The sequence below is a fragment of the Rheinheimera muenzenbergensis genome (assembly GCF_036984005.1).
Classification (GTDB): domain Bacteria; phylum Pseudomonadota; class Gammaproteobacteria; order Enterobacterales; family Alteromonadaceae; genus Alishewanella; species Alishewanella muenzenbergensis.
Map to the genome: position 1 here is coordinate 41,214 of NZ_JALAAR010000009.1, position 18,175 is coordinate 59,388.

At 50.8% G+C, this 18,175-nt stretch carries 18 protein-coding genes; 13 read left to right on the forward strand and 5 right to left on the reverse strand.

The window, feature by feature from the left end; translation table 11 throughout:
* Positions 1-113 precede the first annotated feature (113 nt).
* The 10 genes from glyA (at position 114) to MN202_RS11620 (ending at position 10,367) form a co-directional block, all read left to right on the forward strand.
* Entirely contained in the window at positions 114-1,367 is a 1,254-nt protein-coding gene (gene glyA, locus MN202_RS11575; RefSeq protein WP_335736282.1) for a serine hydroxymethyltransferase, read from the forward strand.
* Positions 1,368-1,462: 95 nt separating this feature from the next.
* On the forward strand, positions 1,463-1,918 hold the full coding sequence (gene nrdR / locus MN202_RS11580; protein ID WP_335736283.1) for a transcriptional regulator NrdR: 456 nt from the start codon (positions 1,463-1,465) through the stop codon (positions 1,916-1,918).
* Positions 1,918-3,051 (forward strand): bifunctional diaminohydroxyphosphoribosylaminopyrimidine deaminase/5-amino-6-(5-phosphoribosylamino)uracil reductase RibD, encoded by a 1,134-nt coding sequence (gene ribD / locus MN202_RS11585; protein WP_335736284.1) that lies wholly within the window; start codon positions 1,918-1,920, stop codon positions 3,049-3,051. Before nrdR ends, ribD begins: the two co-directional genes overlap by 1 nt.
* A gap of 11 nt (positions 3,052-3,062) precedes the next feature.
* Positions 3,063-3,713: a riboflavin synthase gene (locus MN202_RS11590; protein WP_335736285.1), complete on the forward strand. Its 651-nt coding sequence runs from the start codon at positions 3,063-3,065 to the stop codon at positions 3,711-3,713.
* 12 nt (positions 3,714-3,725) lie between these two features.
* Positions 3,726-4,835, forward strand: a complete 1,110-nt coding sequence (gene ribBA, locus MN202_RS11595) for a bifunctional 3,4-dihydroxy-2-butanone-4-phosphate synthase/GTP cyclohydrolase II (RefSeq protein ID WP_335736286.1) — start codon at positions 3,726-3,728, stop codon at positions 4,833-4,835.
* 108 nt (positions 4,836-4,943) lie between these two features.
* Positions 4,944-5,408, forward strand: coding sequence for a 6,7-dimethyl-8-ribityllumazine synthase (gene ribH, locus MN202_RS11600; RefSeq protein ID WP_335736287.1), 465 nt, complete (start codon positions 4,944-4,946; stop codon positions 5,406-5,408).
* A gap of 17 nt (positions 5,409-5,425) precedes the next feature.
* Positions 5,426-5,839 carry a transcription antitermination factor NusB gene (gene nusB / locus MN202_RS11605; RefSeq protein ID WP_335736288.1) on the forward strand — a complete coding sequence of 138 codons (414 nt, stop codon included), beginning with the start codon at positions 5,426-5,428 and terminating at the stop codon, positions 5,837-5,839.
* 33 nt (positions 5,840-5,872) lie between these two features.
* Positions 5,873-6,835, forward strand: a complete 963-nt coding sequence (gene thiL, locus MN202_RS11610) for a thiamine-phosphate kinase (protein WP_335736289.1) — start codon at positions 5,873-5,875, stop codon at positions 6,833-6,835.
* The gene (locus tag MN202_RS11615; RefSeq protein WP_335736290.1) at positions 6,832-7,311 is read left to right on the forward strand and encodes a phosphatidylglycerophosphatase A family protein; all 480 of its coding nucleotides are present in this window, start codon (positions 6,832-6,834) and stop codon (positions 7,309-7,311) included. The genes thiL and MN202_RS11615 overlap by 4 nt, the downstream gene beginning before the upstream one ends.
* Positions 7,312-7,334: 23 nt before the next feature.
* Positions 7,335-10,367: a ligand-binding sensor domain-containing protein gene (locus tag MN202_RS11620; protein WP_335736291.1), complete on the forward strand. Its 3,033-nt coding sequence runs from the start codon at positions 7,335-7,337 to the stop codon at positions 10,365-10,367.
* Positions 10,368-10,404: 37 nt separating this feature from the next.
* Here MN202_RS11620 and dxs read toward each other — a convergent pair whose 3' ends face one another.
* From dxs to MN202_RS11635, 3 genes are read right to left on the reverse strand one after another with little or no spacing between them, the layout of a single operon-like run.
* Positions 10,405-12,264, reverse strand: coding sequence for a 1-deoxy-D-xylulose-5-phosphate synthase (dxs, locus tag MN202_RS11625; RefSeq protein ID WP_335736292.1), 1,860 nt, complete (start codon positions 12,262-12,264; stop codon positions 10,405-10,407).
* A 14-nt stretch (positions 12,265-12,278) separates the two neighbouring features.
* Positions 12,279-13,166, reverse strand: coding sequence for a (2E,6E)-farnesyl diphosphate synthase (gene ispA, locus MN202_RS11630; RefSeq protein WP_335736293.1), 888 nt, complete (start codon positions 13,164-13,166; stop codon positions 12,279-12,281).
* Between the two features lies 1 nt (position 13,167).
* The gene (locus MN202_RS11635; RefSeq protein ID WP_335736294.1) at positions 13,168-13,413 is read right to left on the reverse strand and encodes an exodeoxyribonuclease VII small subunit; all 246 of its coding nucleotides are present in this window, start codon (positions 13,411-13,413) and stop codon (positions 13,168-13,170) included.
* A 198-nt stretch (positions 13,414-13,611) separates the two neighbouring features.
* Between MN202_RS11635 and pomA the strand changes: the two genes are divergently transcribed.
* The 3 genes from pomA to thiI all read left to right on the forward strand — a co-directional run bounded on the left by pomA (position 13,612) and on the right by thiI (position 16,893).
* Entirely contained in the window at positions 13,612-14,379 is a 768-nt protein-coding gene (pomA, locus tag MN202_RS11640) for a flagellar motor protein PomA (protein ID WP_335736295.1), read from the forward strand.
* A 3-nt stretch (positions 14,380-14,382) separates the two neighbouring features.
* Entirely contained in the window at positions 14,383-15,336 is a 954-nt protein-coding gene (locus MN202_RS11645; protein WP_335736296.1) for a flagellar motor protein MotB, read from the forward strand.
* 99 nt (positions 15,337-15,435) lie between these two features.
* Positions 15,436-16,893, forward strand: coding sequence for a tRNA uracil 4-sulfurtransferase ThiI (thiI, locus tag MN202_RS11650; RefSeq protein WP_335736297.1), 1,458 nt, complete (start codon positions 15,436-15,438; stop codon positions 16,891-16,893).
* Here thiI and MN202_RS11655 read toward each other — a convergent pair.
* Together MN202_RS11655 and MN202_RS11660 are read right to left on the reverse strand one after the other, a co-directional pair.
* On the reverse strand, positions 16,890-17,798 hold the full coding sequence (locus MN202_RS11655) for a ketopantoate reductase family protein (protein ID WP_335736298.1): 909 nt from the start codon (positions 17,796-17,798) through the stop codon (positions 16,890-16,892). The two genes, thiI and MN202_RS11655, sit on opposite strands and share 4 nt — an antisense overlap.
* Positions 17,765-18,121, reverse strand: coding sequence for a VanZ family protein (locus MN202_RS11660; RefSeq protein ID WP_335736299.1), 357 nt, complete (start codon positions 18,119-18,121; stop codon positions 17,765-17,767). The genes MN202_RS11655 and MN202_RS11660 overlap by 34 nt, the downstream gene beginning before the upstream one ends.
* Positions 18,122-18,175: the final 54 nt, after the last annotated feature.

Here is an 18,175-nt window from a genome sequence, read left to right on the forward strand (position 1 = left end):
AATAGCGGCCAATTTTATCAGCCCGTTTTTTGTGCTGCATTTTTATGAAAAACTGTATTTGTTAAGATCCGATTTTATTAAGACTAAGCGTGTAAGCCGCGCCAGGAGAGAGCATGTTAAAGCGTGATATGAATATTGCCGATTTTGATCCGCAATTATGGCAAGCCATTACCAACGAAACTGACCGTCAGGAAGCGCACATCGAGCTTATCGCGTCAGAAAACTACGCCAGCCCACGCGTACTGCAGGCGCAAGGCTCTCAACTGACCAACAAATATGCCGAAGGTTATCCGCACAAGCGTTATTACGGTGGTTGTGAATACGTTGATATTGCTGAAGATCTGGCTATCGCCCGCGCTAAAGAGTTGTTTGGCGCCGATTACGCTAACGTGCAGCCGCATTCAGGTTCGCAGGCAAATTCTGCCGTGTTTCTGGCGCTGTTAAACGCCGGAGACACTATTTTAGGTATGAGCCTGGCACATGGCGGTCACTTAACGCACGGTGCTCATGTCAGCTCTTCAGGCAAACTGTACAAAGCGGTGCAATATGGCCTGCACCCGGAAACCGGCGTGATCGATTATGATCAGGCCGAAGCGTTAGCGCTGGAACATAAACCAAAACTGATTATCGCTGGTTTCTCCGCTTATTCTGGCATAGTTGACTGGCAGCGTTTTCGTGACATCGCCGATAAAGTCGGTGCTTACCTGATGGTAGATATGGCGCACGTTGCTGGCTTAGTTGCCGCCGGTTTGTATCCTAACCCTGTACCTGTTGCCGATGTGGTTACAACCACAACACACAAAACACTGGCAGGTCCGCGTGGTGGTTTAATCCTGGCGCGTAAAAACGAAGAAATTGAGAAAAAACTTAATTCTGCGGTATTCCCGGGCGGCCAGGGTGGCCCTTTGATGCACGTTATTGCGGCTAAAGCTGTAGCTTTCAAAGAAGCACTGCAACCAGAGTTTAAAAGTTACCAGCAGCAAGTGCTGAATAACGCTGTGGCGATGTGTGACGCCATGATGGCCCGCGGCTACAAAATAGTGTCTGGCGGTACGCAAAACCATCTGTTCCTGATGGATTTAATTGATAAAGACATTACCGGTAAAGAAGCTGATGCATGGCTGGGCCAGGCGCACATCACGGTAAATAAAAACTCGGTACCTAATGATCCGCGTTCACCTTTTGTGACGTCTGGTTTGCGCATCGGTACACCTGCGATTACCCGTCGTGGTTTTAACGAAGCAGAAGCGCGTACGGTAGCTAATTTTATTTGTGACGTGCTGGATAGCCGTGGCGATGCCGCGGTAATTGACAAAGTTCGTGCTCAGGTGGCTGAACTGTGCAGCCGTTTCCCTGTTTATGCCTAAGCGCTGATTAAGTGCTATGATGGCCGCTATTGCGGCCATTTCTTTATCTGGCCTGAGCTTAATTGGATTTTTGGACGGCTTGGCGGGGTTTTATAATGTACTGTCCGTTTTGTAATGCTGATGATACCAAGGTAATAGATTCCAGGTTGGTCGCTGACGGCCACCAGGTGCGCCGCCGGCGGGAATGTCTGGCGTGTCATGAGCGTTTTACGACTTTTGAATCGGCTGAGTTGGTGATGCCGCGTATCATTAAACGCGATGGCTCACGCGAACCGTTTAACGAAGACAAGTTACGCAGTGGCTTGCTGCGCTCGTTAGAAAAAAGGCCGGTGTCAACCGAGCAAATAGAACTGCTGATCAATAAAATTAAATCTCAGTTGCGGGCTACCGGTGAACGTGAAGTCGGCAGCCAGCTCTTGGGTAACCTGATTATGGACGAGCTGGTTAAAGTGGATAAAGTTGCCTATGTGCGTTTTGCCTCTGTCTACCGCTCATTTAAAGATATCCGTGAGTTTGGTGAAGAAATTGCCCGTTTAGGGGAAAAAGCCTGATGTTCAGTGCCAGCGATGCCGCTTTTATGGCGCAAGCTATCCAACTGGCGGCGCTTGGCTGCTATACCACCAGCCCAAACCCGAATGTTGGCGCTGTGCTGGTTAACAACGGCATAGTGATAGGCACTGGTTATCACAAACAAGCGGGTGGTCCGCATGCTGAAGTATTTGCACTGCGCGAAGCCGGTGCTGCCGCTCAGGGCGCCACCTGCTATGTCACACTGGAACCGTGCAGCCATTATGGCCGTACGCCACCTTGTGCTGAAGCACTGATTGCAGCCGGTGTTGCCCGGGTAGTAATTGCCATGCAGGACCCTAACCCGCAAGTAGCCGGACGGGGCGTTGCTATGCTACGTGCAGCCGGTATCACCGTTGAAACCGGGTTGCTGCACACACAGGCTAGAGCGTTGAACCCTGGTTTTTTAAGCCGGATGGAACGCCAGCGTCCTTATGTACAATTAAAACTGGCTGCCAGTCTGGATGGGCGCACGGCGTTAGCAAATGGTGACAGTAAATGGCTGACCGGCGCAGCAGCCCGTGCGGATGTGCAGCATTATCGTGCGCAAAGCTGCGCTGTATTGTCCACGGCCACGACTGTTATCGCTGATAATGCCCGGCTAAATTTACGCCCAGAGCAATTAGAGCATAGTGTTGCCAGGCTGGAAAACGGTGAGCTACGCCTACCTAAGCGGGTGATCCTTGATCGCAACGGCTTGCTGGACGGCAAACTGGCAATATTTGCTGACGGCGGAGAAGTGCTGTTATGTGTCAGCAAGGTTGAAAATAGCCGGCAGTTGCCCAATATCGCCAGACAAATTCATTGCCCGTTAGACAGTAATGCGCAATTTGATATACCGGCATTGCTGGAACATCTGGCGGTACGGGAACAAATTAATACCTTATGGGTAGAAGCCGGCGCCACCTTAGCGGGGACCTTATTGCAGCTGCAACTGGTGGATGAGCTGATTGTATATTTAGCACCTAAGCTGCTGGGTAATACGGCGCAGCCACTGGCGGTGCTGCCACAGTTTCAGGCTCTGGCTGACGTGCCTGAGCTGAGCTGGACAGATGTACGCATGGTAGGGCAGGACATCCGCCTGACAGCGCGGTTTAATGCTGCCGTCACAGCCTAATGGGGTAATCTATGTTTACAGGTATTATTGAGGCCACAGGCCAGCTAAAAGCTATCCGCCAGCGTGGCGGCGATATCAGCGTGACGATCAGCAGCGAACAGCTGGATTTTAGTGACGTTAAACCGGGCGACAGTATCGCCAGCAACGGTGTGTGTTTAACCGTGACCCGGCTTGGCCAGCATAGTTTTGATGCGGACGTGTCAGCGGAGACGCTGGCGCTTACCTTGTTTGCTCAATATCAGACCGGGCAGGTGATCAACCTGGAAAAAGCCATGTTGCCGACCACCCGTATGGGCGGGCACATTGTTAGCGGCCATGTCGATGGTGTTACCTCCGTGGTTAAAATTGAACAAAGCGGTCGCGCCTGGCAGGTTTGGCTGGCACTGCCAAAACAACTGGCCCATTACATTGCCCACAAAGGCTCAGTAACAGTCGATGGCATTAGCCTTACTGTGAACGAACTGACAAAGGATGCCTTTCGGCTAACTATAGTGCCACATACGGCCGCGCATACCACTATTGCCCAGTTTAAGCCTGGCACTGTCGTGCATTTGGAAGTCGACATTATCGCCCGATATCTCGAACGGTTACTTAACAAAGACAACGCTGCCAGCAGCGGCGGTGTCAGTATGGCGCTGCTGGCTCAGCGCGGTTTTTTATAAATAAGGTTTGCTATGCAACTGAATACTCCAGCTGAAATAATTGAAGATATCCGTCAGGGCAAAATGGTGATCCTGATGGACGATGAAGACCGTGAAAACGAAGGCGATTTGCTGATGGCTGCTGAGTATATTACGCCGGAAGCGATTAATTTTATGGCCACCCATGGCCGCGGCCTGATTTGTTTAACCCTGACCAAAAAGCGTTGCAGCCAGCTGGCGCTGCCGTTGATGGTGGATGCCAATAAGTCGCCGTTTTCAACTAACTTTACCGTTTCTATCGAAGCCGCTGAAGGGGTCACGACCGGTATATCAGCCGCAGATCGTGCCCGTACTGTAAAAGCGGCGGTAGCGCGGGATGCCCGCCCCAGTGATATCGTACAGCCGGGACATATTTTCCCGTTAATGGCACAGGATGGTGGTGTGTTGGTGCGGGCAGGCCACACTGAGGCCGGCTGCGATTTAGCCCGCTTGGCCGGGCTGGAGCCGGCAGCAGTGATTGTCGAAATTCTGAATGACGACGGCACTATGGCGCGACGCCCCGATTTAGAGCTGTTTGCGAAAAAGCACGACATTAAAATTGGCACCATAGCCGACTTAATTGAATACCGTAATCTGAATGAAACCACTATTGAGCAGGTTGCCAGCTGCCATCTGCCAACTGAATTTGGTGATTTTAAGCTGGTCACGTTTAAAGATACTATCGACAGCCAAATTCACTTTGCACTGGTTAAAGGCGAGATAAAAGCAGATGAGCCTACACTGGTACGGGTGCATCTGCACGACACCTTTAGTGATCTGTTAATGGCAAACCGGGCGGCTAACCGCAGTTTTCCGTTGCATACTGCGATGGAGCGCATAGCCCGTGATGGCGGCGTGCTGGTATTGCTGGGTAAGCATGAGTCTGCTGACCATCTTATTCGTACTGTACAGGCGTTTGAAGCTGAAGATAAGGGCGAAAAACCACGCAGTGCGCCCTGGAATGGCACATCGCGAAATGTAGGTGTCGGTTCGCAAATTCTTGCCAGTTTGGGCGTGAAGCAAATGCGTTTGTTAAGCCAGCCGAAAAAGTATCATGCGCTGTCTGGCTTTGGCCTGGAAGTGGTAGATTACGTTAGCGAATAAGCAAGGTTAAATCAGGGCCCGCGTCTGCACAAAGACGCTGCCGGTTTTGTTAAGGTTGTGCTATTATGCACGGCTAATTTTTAGCGCTGTTATTTTTAAGGGTAACTCATGCAGGTGATTGAAGCGGGATATGCTGCCAACGGGAAAAAATTTGCGCTGGTTGTTGCGCGGTTTAACAGCTTTATTGTTGAAAGCTTGTTGGAAGGTGCAATCGACACGTTAAAGCGTATTGGTAACGTTGCTGAACAGGATATTACGGTAATCCGCGTGCCTGGCGCTTTTGAGTTGCCACTGGCTGTACAACAAGTGGCGGCCAGTAAAAAATATGATGGCATTATTGCCTTAGGCGCAGTGATCCGTGGCGGTACGCCGCATTTTGAATATGTCTCCGGTGAATGCACTAAGGGGATTGCCCAGGTCATGATGCAGTTTAATTTGCCGGTCGCCTTTGGCGTGTTAACCGTTGACAGTATTGAGCAGGCCATTGAGCGTGCTGGTACTAAAGCCGGTAACAAAGGCAGTGAAGCGGCAATGTCGACGCTGGAAATGGTTAACCTGCTGAACCAGCTGTAACAGGAAGAGAAACGTTAATGAAACCGAACGCCCGTCGTCAGTCACGGTCACTTGCCGTACAGGGAATTTACAGCTGGCATGTCAGCCAGAACCCTATTACTGAAATTGAACAGCAACTGATGCTGGAAACCAACGTTAAACATCTGGACGTTGGCTATTTTCAGGATCTGGTGCGTGGTGTGGTGAAAAACCATACCAGTCTGGATGAAGCGTTAAAGCCGTATCTGGACCGCCCTTTCGAAGAAATTGATATGGTGGAAAAGGCCATTTTGCGCGTGTCAGCTTACGAGTTGAAATACCGCCAGGATGTGCCGTATAAAGTGATAATTAACGAAGCCATTGAACTGGCAAAAGCATTTGCTGCCGATGACAGCCATAAGTTTGTTAATGGCATTCTCGATAAGGCTGTGCGGGTTTTACGGCCAAGTTAAAAGGAGAGCCGGCATACGCCGGCTTTTTAGTCTATGGGCGAGTTTGAGCTTATTTCCCGTTACTTTGCCAGCAGCGGTGCTAAACGCAGTGATACCACTATAGGTGTCGGTGACGATGGCGCAGTATTGCAGGTGCGTGACGGTTATGATTTGGTTGTCACCACTGACACTATGGTCGCGGGCACGCATTTTTTTCCTGATGACGATCCCCGGGCGCTGGGCCATAAGCTGGTAGCGGTCAATGTTAGCGATCTGGCGGCTATGGGCGCTGAACCGGCCTGGTTATCGCTGGCGCTGACTTTACCTAATGTCGATGAAAACTGGCTGAGTGCTTTTGCTGCCGGCTTGCATGAAACGGCCGAATACTATAATTGCCAGCTGATTGGCGGTGATACCACCCGGGGCCCGCTTAGTCTGACGATGGTTGCCAAAGGTATAGTACCACGCGGTAAGGCAATTAGCCGCAGCGGCGCCAGTGTTGGTGACTACATCTATGTTACCGGTACCCTGGGCGATGCTGCGTTGGGGCTGCGGTTATGTCAGGGCGTCCATCAGGTCAGCAAAAAGCACCAGACCCATATTTTGCAACGCTTTCACTATCCGTCAGCCCGGGTTGCGCTGGGGCAGGCACTGCGTAATATCGCCAGTAGCGCGATGGATTTATCCGACGGCCTGTACAGCGATATCCAGCATATAATGGCGCGGTCTAAAGTTGGCGCCAGTATTGATGTCGGTAAGTTACCCTTGTCTCAGGCATTAAAAGACAGTTGTGATCCGGCCACGGCAATCCAGCTGGCGCTGTCTGGTGGCGAAGACTATGAACTACTGTTTACCGTGCCTGAAGCGCGGCGCGGCTCACTGGATGTGTTGCTATCTCCTTATGGCATACCCTTGAGCTGTATTGGCCGCATTACCGGTGTTGCCGGCAAACTGGAACTGAAACAAGCTGAGCAACAGTACGCTTATCAGCATCAGGGATTTACGCATTTCTCATGACAAAGGTCGTATTTAACCTAACCAGGTGGCATCAGTTTCTGGCGTTGGGGTTTGGCAGTGGCCTGGCACCCAAAGCGCCTGGCACTTGCGGTACCCTGGCGGCTGTACCGCTGGTGGCGTTGCTGCTGTGGGCCGGTAACATCTATCTGCTGCTGTTTGTGTTGCTAGGTTCAGTGCTGGGTGTTTATATCTGTGGTCAGACGGCGAAAGATGTGGCGGTGCACGATCATGGCGCCATCGTTTGGGACGAAATTATCGGCTATGGTATTACCATGTTGTGGGTACCACTGCAGTGGCACACCTTACTACTGGGCTTTGTTTTATTCCGGCTGTTTGATATTGTAAAACCCTGGCCTATCAGCTGGCTGGATAAAAAAGTGCATGGCGGTGTCGGCATTATGCTGGATGATATCGTTGCAGGTATCTTTGCACTGCTGGCGTTACAGACAATATTGGCAATGCTGCCACTGAGTTAACCGATGAAAACAGGCTGCCATCAATGAAATATCTGCTGTCCTTCATTTTATTGTGCACCAGCTTTATTGGCGCGGCCTACCAACAACAATCTGTATATGATTTTGATATTAAACACTGGAGTAGTGGTGATGGCCTGTCGAGCAACTCGGTAAGGTCGGTCAGTCAGGACTCGCAGGGGTTTATCTGGCTGGCAACCTTATACGGTTTAAACCGCTTCGATGGTATGCAGTTTGAACACTTTACCATGGAGCAACACCGGCATCTTGCCAGTAATGCGGTTACCCGTTTATTGCATGACAGCAGGGGCTACATGTGGGTAGGCACTAAGGCCGGCCTGTCTGGTCTGGATCCGTTAACACTGACATTTGACCGCTATCCAATACTGGCAGAAGTGACTTCAATTGTGGAAGTCAGGCCCGGTGAAATCTGGGTGGCCGCCGATCATTTGTTTCGCGTGGTAGATGGTAAGGTTAGCCGGGTTGAACAAATAAAGGCCCAGGTGAGTCAGTTAGAGCTGGTTGGCGAACAGGTTTGGGTAAGTAGCACAGAAAAGCTGTACCTGATTAACACCGACGGTGATGTGCAAAGTTATAACCTGCCACCAGAGCTGATGCAGACACCGGTATATGATTTATATTGGAGTAAAGACCGCCTGCATATAGCCGCAGAGCCCGGCTTTTTTCATCTGGAAGCTGATGGCTCGGTAAAGCAATGCCAATTACCGGACAACAATAATACTGCCGTTTATAAGCTGCTAAAAGACAGCAGAGGTAATAACTGGATTTCAGCACACCGCAAACTGTTCCATAAACATGTCGATCAGGAGTGGCAACATATTACCGGTGACGAGCTCGGTAGTTACCCTTGGTTTAGTGATATTTTTGAAGATCGTGAACAGAATATCTGGCTGGCCAGTTTCAGCGACGGCCTGTACCGGGCCTCCAGCGGTAATATTCGCCGTATCGTGGCCGAGCACGCTGATCCGGTGGTACGCAGTGTTGCGGTGACGCCGGACAATAACTTGTTGCTGGCCGGTCAGTCTGATATCGGTGAGCTAAAAGCCGATGGCAGTTATCATAAAATACTGGATGCCTCGGCACTGGGCGCTAACACTATACATGACGTGTTCTGGCCGTCAGCCGATGAGATGTGGCTGGCGACTGACCGCGGTGTTCAAAGGTTGAACCGTGGTGAAAATACCCTGACAGCGCAATTTCCGGAGTTAAGTAAGTATACGGTTCGCATGTTACTGCCTGATGGCCTTGACGGCCTGTGGATTGGTGGCGTGATGGGCATTTTTCATTATCAGGGCAGTGGGCTGACAGCGTTTTCGCACAATAATGAGTTGGAATCGCGCAATATTACCGCTATGCAGCAACAGCAGCGCTTACTGGTGTTTGGTACGACGCGTGGTTTGTATCAGTACAGTAACAATCAGTTGCTCAGGCTGGGGATCGGCAGTGCTTTGTACAATAGCTATATCACGGCGTTGCAAATATTACCTGACAGCACTGTGGTCGCGGCTACATTAGATGACGGAATTTTTATCCGCTTACCCGGGCAGCAACAGTGGTTGCAGTGGCATAGCGGCAATGGTTTACCGCATAGCCCGGTGGTCAGCCTGATTTTCGACACGACGACTGAGTATTTGTGGGTAAGTAGCCATAAGGGTATTTTCCGTGTGCACTCTGCCGATTTACCACAATTGCGCCAGGCAGACCTTACGGCACAGCAGGTTTTAGGCCCGCATGACAGGCAGTTAGGCACCGTACCCGGGCGCTGCTGCAACGGCGCCGGGCACGCTAAGGTGGCGTTTTGGCAGCAGCAATATTGGTACCCTACCTTAAAAGGGGTTGTCGCCGTAAAAGCAGACTTATCGGCATCAGCCACCCGGCAGTTAAAGCCGGTAATAAAACAGGTGCAAGGTACAAAAAGCTATGTGGTAGACAATGAGCTACAACCATTGGTACTGGAGTTGGACGATCGCAATCTGACAATCCAATACTCAGCATTAGAATTTGTTAAACCAACGGCGTTGCGGTTTCGCTATAAGCTGCAGGGCTTTGATCAGCAATGGCACGAAGCCGGTGATCGGCGGGAGGCGGTTTATACCAATCTGACTCCAGGCCGGTTTGAGTTTCTTCTACAAGCCCGCTTTGATAATGAATCCTGGCAGCAGGCACGCTCTGCACGGCTGGCTTTAACGATACCCAAACGCTTTGATGAAACCTTGCTGTATCGCGGTTTATGGCTGTTACTGGCGTTGTTTTGCCTGTACTGGATAATGTGGCTGATGCGGCGCAACAGTATGTATCAGCAGCAACAATTAGAGCGCCTGGTAAAACAGCGTACCCAGGAGCTGGAAAACAGTAACGTTAAGCTAAATGAGCTAAACGAGCAGCTAACCTTGTTAACGCATAAAGACAGTCTGACCGGCTTACGTAACCGCCGGTTCCTGTTTGAGCAGTTACCGAAAGACATTGAACATTTTCAGCGCAATCGGGACTCCATGCTGGCGCAAGGCAAATGTGTGGCACTGATCCATCTGGATCTGGATAACTTTAAACAGGTTAATGATCAGTTTGGTAACAGCTCCGGTGATAGTTGCATTCAGCAGGTTGCTGGTTTACTGATCCGCGAAACCCGTGGTTCTGACTATGTGGTGCGCTTTGCCGGCGAAGAATTTGTGTTGGTGCTGCGGGATATTCAAACCGAACTGGTGGCAGAGTTCAGCCAGCGTCTGAATGAACTGGTGGCCCGCACCGTATTTAATTTACCGGACGGACACCGTACCCGGCTAACCTGCTCGGTCGGTTATGCCATTTACCCGCTGGAACTGCTGGGCGGGCAGCTAATTAACTGGGAGATTTCGCTGCAGCTGGCTGAAATGGCGCTGCACCATGTTAAACATGCCGGCAAAAATGGCGTCGCGACCATCGCGTTTGATCAGCAAGTCGATGCATTTGAATTTGAAGACTCCTCGCATGTCGAGGCGCAGGTCGAACGATTATTGTCTGCCGGACTGGCGCATTTTGATATGAAAGGCCCCGCTTAGGTACCAGAAAAAACCCGCAATGGCTGCGGGTTTTTTCTTACATCAGTGTCTTAATTTGTGCCAGAATGCCGGCGCTATCCAGCCCCAGTTCGGTATAAATTTCCTGTTGCGTACCGTGCTTGATAAAGTTATCCGGCAATCCCAACATGCTGATCTTTACCTTAAGCTGTTGCCGGGCGATAAATTCCGCTACTGCAGAACCGGCACCACCCATAATGGCGTTATCTTCCACGCTAACAAAATGCTGATGCTGCTTGGCCAGTTCAGTTAGCAGGCTTTCATCCAGCGGTTTAACAAAGCGCATATCAACCAGCGTGGCGTCTAACTGCTCTGCTGCCTGCTGACAGGCACTCAGCAGTGGGCCAAACGCCAGGATGGCCAGCTTTGTACCCTGGCGTACCACTTTGGCTTTGCCCAGCGGCAGTAATTGCATATCTTGTGTCGGCGTTACACCGGTGCCACTACCTCGTGGGTAACGCACCGCAGCCGGGCCGTTATATTGATAGCCGGTGTAAAGCATCTGCCGGCACTCGTCTTCATCTGACGGGACCATCAGCAGCATATTGGGAATACAGCGGATAAAGCTGATGTCAAAGGCGCCCTGATGGGTTGGGCCATCCGCACCCACCACACCGGCTCGGTCGATAGCAAACAATACGTCCAGATTTTGCAAGGCGACATCATGGATGAGTTGATCATAACCGCGCTGTAAAAAGCTGGAGTAAATGGCTACTACCGGTTTCAACGCTTCAATTGCCATACCTGCAGCCAGCGTAACGGCGTGCTGCTCTGCTATGGCAACATCAAAATAGCGTTGTGGGTAGGTTTTGGAAAAGCGCACCAGATCCGAGCCTTCACGCATCGCCGGAGTAATAGCCTGCAGTCGTTCATCCTGGGCTGCCATATCGCAAATCCAGTTGCCAAATACATTGGAAAAACTTGGCAGGCTGGCTTTTTTAGTCGGCTGTTTTGTTTCATCCGGGTTAAATTTCGATACCGCATGATAACCAATAGGATCTGCCTCAGCAGGGGCATAGCCCTTACCTTTTTTGGTGGCAATATGCAGCAGTTGCGGGCCTTTCAGATTACGCATATTGCGAATGGTATCTACCAGGCCACAGACATCATGGCCATCTATCGGGCCAATGTAATTAAAACCGAGCTCTTCAAAAAAGGTACCCGGTGTTACCATACCTTTGAAGTGCTCTTCAGCCCGGCTGGCCAGCTCATGCAAGGGCGGGACACCGCTTAAAATCTTCTTACCGCCTTCGCGCAGGCTGGTGTAAAAGCTACCGGATAAAATGCGGGCGAAGTAGCGGTTTAAAGCGCCGACATTTTCTGAAATAGACATTTCATTGTCATTTAGAATAACCAGCATATCCGGCCGTTCTTCGCCGGCATGGTTTAAGGCTTCAAAGGCCATACCTGCTGTAATGGCACCATCTCCAATTACGGCAACCACTTTGCGGTTTGACCGGGCCTGACGCGCGGCTATTGCCATACCCAGCGCAGCACTGATAGAGGTGCTGGAATGGCCAACCGACAACACGTCATATTCGCTTTCTTCGCGATAGGGGAACGGGTGCAAGCCATCTTTCTGTCGGATGGTATGCATTTTTTCCGCGCGGCCGGTTAAAATTTTATGCGGGTAGGCCTGGTGGCCGACATCCCAAATCAACCGGTCGAAAGGTGTATTGTAAACATAGTGCAGCGCTACAGTTAGCTCCACCGTACCCAAACCAGAGGCGAAATGGCCGCTGCTCTGGCTAACACTGCGCAGCAAATAGCGACGCAGTTCATCGCTAAGTGCAGGCAACTGAGCCTGTGGCAGCTGTCGCAGCTGTTCAGGTAATTGGGCTTTGGCCAGCAGTGGATAATCGTTAAGATCTAACGCCATAATTGTTGCCTGTATTAAAACTTGCGTTCGATGATGTACCGGGCAAAGCCACGTAACTCATCGGTGTTATAAGGTAGTGCAGCCAGTGCGTCCAACGCGTCCTGATATAGCTGCTGTGCTTTTTCTTTGGCTTGGGGTAGCCCAAGCAGCGCCGGGTAGGTTGACTTATTCGCCTTAGTATCAGAGCCCTGCGGCTTGCCCAGTGTTTGGGTGTCACTTTCAATGTCGAGAATATCATCCTGCACCTGAAAAGCCAGCCCTAATGCTCCGGCAAAAGCCTGCAGCGCAGCAAGCTCTGCCGGATCTTGTTTACGGCTGCACAGCCAGGCCAGTTGTACGGCGCACTCAATCAGGGCACCGGTTTTTAGCCGGTGCATGCGCTCAAGTTGCTGCAAATTGGTTGCCTGGTTGGTTTGGGCTAAATCTATCGCCTGACCACCACACATACCACTGTAACCGGCAGCCTGCGCCAGCTTTTGCAACATGCTAACCACAGACTGACTACTAACCTGCTGATACGGGTGACTGGCAATGATATCAAAAGCCAGTGCCTGCAACGCATCGCCTGCCAGTATTGCGGTTGCCTCGTCATAGGCTTTGTGGCAGGTTGGCTTGCCGCGGCGTAAATCATCATTATCCATCGCCGGTAAATCGTCGTGAATAAGTGAGTAACTATGAATGGCTTCCAGCGCGGCGGCCGGCCCATCTAAATCGTGCAGGCTGGCACCGAGCAAGGTACCACAGGCGTACACCAGATAAGGCCGTATTCTTTTGCCGCCAAGTAACAGGCTATAAGACATAGCGTCGAGTAAGCGCACGTCGGTGTGCAGTTTGGCCGCTAACAGCTGTTGTAGCTGAGCCTCAACCCGCTGCTGATATAAAGGTAATTGTTGCAGCGGCACTTTAATCTTCCTGCTCTGGAGCGAACGGCAGCAGGTTTTCCTGTTGTTGCTGCTGCATTAATAACTGTACTTTTTGCTCGGCCGATTGCAGCAATTGCTGACTGTGCCGGGCCAGGGTAATACCGCGTTCAAACTGCTGTAAAGATTGATCCAGCGACAGCTCGCCTTGTTCCAGTTGTTGCACTATTTGCTCAAGTTCTGACAATGTTTGTTCAAACTGGCTTAAATCGGCCTTTTTTTTGCTCATACAACCCCCTGGAAAAGTGTGCGCAAAGTTACCCTAGCAGGCTATTATGGTCAATCAGAAAGCGGTTGTGAAAGGCTAAATTGATAATTTCATACAATTTATATTCAATGATCCGGCGCATTTGTCGATAAACATCTATCGTCTAAGATAAACTGATAAAATCTTTGCCGCAGCAGTATAACAGTTAAGGAGAAAACAGTGGATATAGCCACCCTGGTTGGTATGTTAGGCGCTATAGGCTTTATCATCATGGCGATGATACTGGGTAGTAATGGCGCGCCTGCCATGTTTATGGACACTGTTTCAGTACTTATTGTATTGGTAGGTTCTATTTTCGTGGTGTTATCCAAATTTACGCTAAGCCAGTTTTTCGGCTGCGGCAAGGCAGCGGCGAAAGCGTTTATGTTTAAAATTGAATCGCCGGAAGAGCTGATTGAAAAAGCGGTACAACTGGCCGATTCAGCCCGCAAAGGGGGGTTTTTGGCGCTGGAAGAGGCCGAAATTCCCAATGCCTTTATGCAAAAAGGCGTGAATATGCTGGTTGATGGTCATGATGGCGATGTGGTGCGGGCGACGCTGATGAAAGATATCAGCCTGACAGAAAAACGCCATGAAACCGCTATTGCGATTTTTAAAAACCTTGGTGATGTGGCGCCGGCTATGGGCATGATTGGTACGCTTATTGGCCTGGTAGCTATGTTGTCCAATATGGATGATCCTAAAGCGATAGGGCCGGCGATGGCGGTAGCGCTGTTAACAACCTTATACGGTGCCTTTATTGCCAACGTTATTGCTATACCGCTGGCTGATAAGCTGGCCGTGAGAAACCTGCAGGAAAAAACCAATAATCAGCTGATCCTGGATGCCATTTTAGGTATCCAGGATGGCCAGAACCCGAAAGTTATTGAAGGCATTTTGCGCAATTATTTAGCCCAGGGTAAGCGCGAACCTGCGGCAGCGGAGTAAGTGATGAGCGACGAAGCAGAAGAGTGTAAATGCCCGCCGCCGGGTTTGCCGGCGTATATGGGCACCTTTGCTGATCTGATGGCACTGCTAATGTGCTTTTTCGTGCTGTTGCTGGCATTTTCTGAAATGGATGTGCTGAAGTTTAAGCAAATAGCCGGTTCAATGAAGTTTGCTTTCGGGGTGCAAAATAAAATAGAAGTAGAAGATATTCCCAAGGGTACCAGCGTTATTGCCATGGAGTTTCGTCCTGGCCGGCCGGACCCGACTCCCATTGAAACATTACAGCAGCAAACCATCGATATTACCCAGCAGGTTATAGAGTTTCAGGCCGGTGAGGAAGATTCGGCCGGTGGCCGGCAAGAGCAACGCGAGGATCTTAGCGGTGGCCAGTCGGTGAGCAACGCCGACGAAACTATGGATGGCGAAGCTGCGGCTGAGCAGGCTCAAGCTGAGGCGATGCAAGAGCAAAGCAATGAAATGGTTAAAAAACTGGCCGAACAGTTAGAAAAGCAAATTGTGGACGGTGCCATAGAGCTGGAGTCACTTGGCCAGCAAATTATCATCCGCATCCGTGAAAATGGCTCTTTTCCATCGGGTTCATCGTTTTTACAGCCGCGTTTTAAACCAATAATTCAGCGCATTGGCGAGCTGCTCAATGAGGTGCCGGGTGAAATTACTGTGACCGGCCATACTGATGATATTCAGGTAGCGGATGAGCTGCACAGTAATAATTGGGACTTATCCGCCCAGCGAGCAGTATCGGTGGCAACTGAAATGGTTAAAGCGCCGGGTTTTGATCGTAAACGGCTGGTTGTGGTTGGCCATGCGGACACCAAACCACTGGTGCCTAACGATTCTGAGCTAAACCGGCGGCGCAACCGCCGGGTTGAAGTGTCGATAATGCAGGGTAAGGCGAAAGAGTCTGAGCCTATCAGCTTAGAGGCGCCGCAATCCTAGTATTACTTTGCTGCTATACCGGGCGCAGATTAGGGTTTTGTAACAAGATCCGCTATAATCTGCGCCCTGTTTTTTGCGGTCAATAAAAGCTAACCTCAGATGATTGAATTTCTTATTAAATTGCATCCGGAAATTGCCATTAAAAGCAAGTCGGTGCGTAAACGCCAGACACTGCTGCTGGAGCGTAATCTTAAAACTATTCTGTTGCAGGTTGATTCTGCGGTAGAGGTTAGCAATAACTATGATCATCTTACCGTGCGCTGTGACAACGACGATCCGGCCATCCAACAAAAGTTAATCGACCGTTTAGGCTGCATTCCGGGTGTGGTGGCTTTTGCGGAAATGCAATCCAGCAGCTTTAGCAGCCTGCACGATATTTTTGAGCAGGTGCTGGTGGTGTATGCCGAGCAGCTGGTAAATAAAACCTTTAGCGTCAGAGTGCGGCGCAGTGGCAACCATGACTTCAGTTCAATTGAAGCCGAGCGCTATATCGGCGGTGGCTTAAATCAGCATGTTGCCAGCGCCAAAGTTCAGCTGAAAAAGCCGGATCTGGTTGTCACGCTGGAAATTAAAAAAGACCTGCTGATCATGGTGCGTAAAATGCACCCGGGTATGGGCGGTTTTCCGCTGCCGTCACAGTCAGATGTATTGTCGCTGATTTCCGGCGGTTATGACTCAGCTGTAGCCAGTTACCTGATGATCCGCAAAGGGTTACGTACTCACTATCTGTTTTTCAACCTTGGCGGCGCGGCGCATGAAGCCGGCGTGCGTGAGATGGCCTTCCATATCTGGCAGCGCTACAGCTTGTCGCACAAGGTAAAATTTGTCAGCGTCAATTTTGCCCCAGTGGTAGAACAAATTCTGGAAAAAATCGACAACGGCCTGATGGGCGTGGTGTTAAAACGCATGATGATGCGTGTCGGCAGTGAGGTGGCGCAGCGTCTGGGTATTAAAGCCCTGGTTACCGGTGAGAGCATTGGCCAGGTGTCCAGCCAGACCATTGCCAACCTGAACGTGATCGACCGGGTAACCGATACCTTAATCCTGCGGCCGCTGATCTATCAGGACAAGCAGGAAATTATCGATATGGCGCGCAAAATCGGCGCCGAAGATATTGCCAAAAGTATGCCGGAATATTGTGGCGTTATTTCGAAAAAGCCAACAGTAAATGCCGTGTTGGCCGAAGTTGAACAGACCGAGCTGCAGTTTGATTTCAGCGTACTGGAGCAAGTGATAAACGAAGCCAAGGTGCTGGATATCCGCACGGTGGAGTATCAGGCAGAGCAACAGGCGCACGTAGTGACCGAACTGGCCCAGCTACCGGCTAATGCCATAGTGCTGGATATACGGGCGCCGGAAGAAACCGAAGATAAACCACTGACCGTTGCCGGACATCAGGTAATTGAAATGCCGTTTTTCCGCCTGAGCTCGCAATTTGCCAGCCTGGATCAAAGCCAGCAATATTATTGTTATTGCGCCCGTGGCGTAATGAGCCGCTTACAGGCGGTGGTTTTGCAAGAGCAAGGCTTTACTAATGTAGCGGTGTACCGGCCTTAACCGCGCTGTTCAAGCTGCTGTACTTGCTGCAGCAGCCCACTGTTATAGGGTACAGCAAGGTTAAAGCGCGCGGCTTGCTGTACTACATAACCATTAATCGCCTCTATCTCGGTGCGGCGCCGATGCGCAATATCCTGTTGCATTGATGAGAAGTTTTGCGCCGTCGCCGTTATCACCTGCTGTACTTTGTCCAGCGTGGCCTGATATTCCAGCGCCTGTCCGCAGGCCGCACTTACCGCGCATACTTCCTGCAGCAGCTGACTAATGTGTTGCTGATAGCAGGGCTTCGCCAGCTCGCCGTTACGGCAGTTATGGATAGCCGTCAGCGGGTTAATTACTGCGTTGATAGCCAGCTTTTGCCACAAATACGGCTGAATATCATCAACGACGACCAGTGGCCCCAGTGCTTTATCCATGGCGTGTGGTACCTTTTCCCGGCAGCTCCTGGCCGCAGCATTTACCGGCGCCAATACACTCTGGCCGATACCTGTACGGATGACATCATGCTGGTGCCGCAGAGCAGCATGTGTTGTGGTTAGAAACCACAAACCTTGCTGTTCACCGATTAAGCTCAATACCTGGGCAATAGTGCCCATGCCATTATGGCTTAACACCAGTTGGGCGTTTGAGCTAAGCTGCGGTAATAACTCTGTTACCGCATTGATTACGGCATAGCTTTTAACCGGCAGTAATACCGCATTTAACGGCGCGATTGCAGGTGCAAAGTGAAGTTGTTGTGTTTGCTGCGGTTGAATAAAGTTAATGGATAACGCCGTATCGTGGCGCAGCCGCAGTGATACAGGCATACCAGACAACTGCATACGACTGGCTGCCAGCAGGCCAATGGCACCCTGGCCAACAACGACCCAGTTTAACGCTGACTGCGGGGGCGCAGGGCGTGCCATAATGCTCTGAGCAGGTAAAAACTGGCAATACCAGTGATATCAGCCAGCAGATCCCACCAATCGCCATTGCGGCGGGTGAAGAAATGCTGCGCCAATTCAATAGCGCCTCCATAAGAGCCCAGTAAAATAACTGCAGGCAGGGGGCGCAATTTAAAGCCTTTCCACAATAAGGCGCTAAGCACGGCAAAAATGGCAAAATGGGCCAGTTTGTCGATATGCGCTATACCGCCAGCAATACGGTGACCGCTTAACTCCGCCAGAAAAGACGCGGTGGCGGCGGTAAAACAAAATACACATAACCAACGATAAAAAGATTGCGGCACAAAAACCCCCGAAGCAGATGGCGCTCGGATTGTAGCAGTTTTCTGGTTATAATC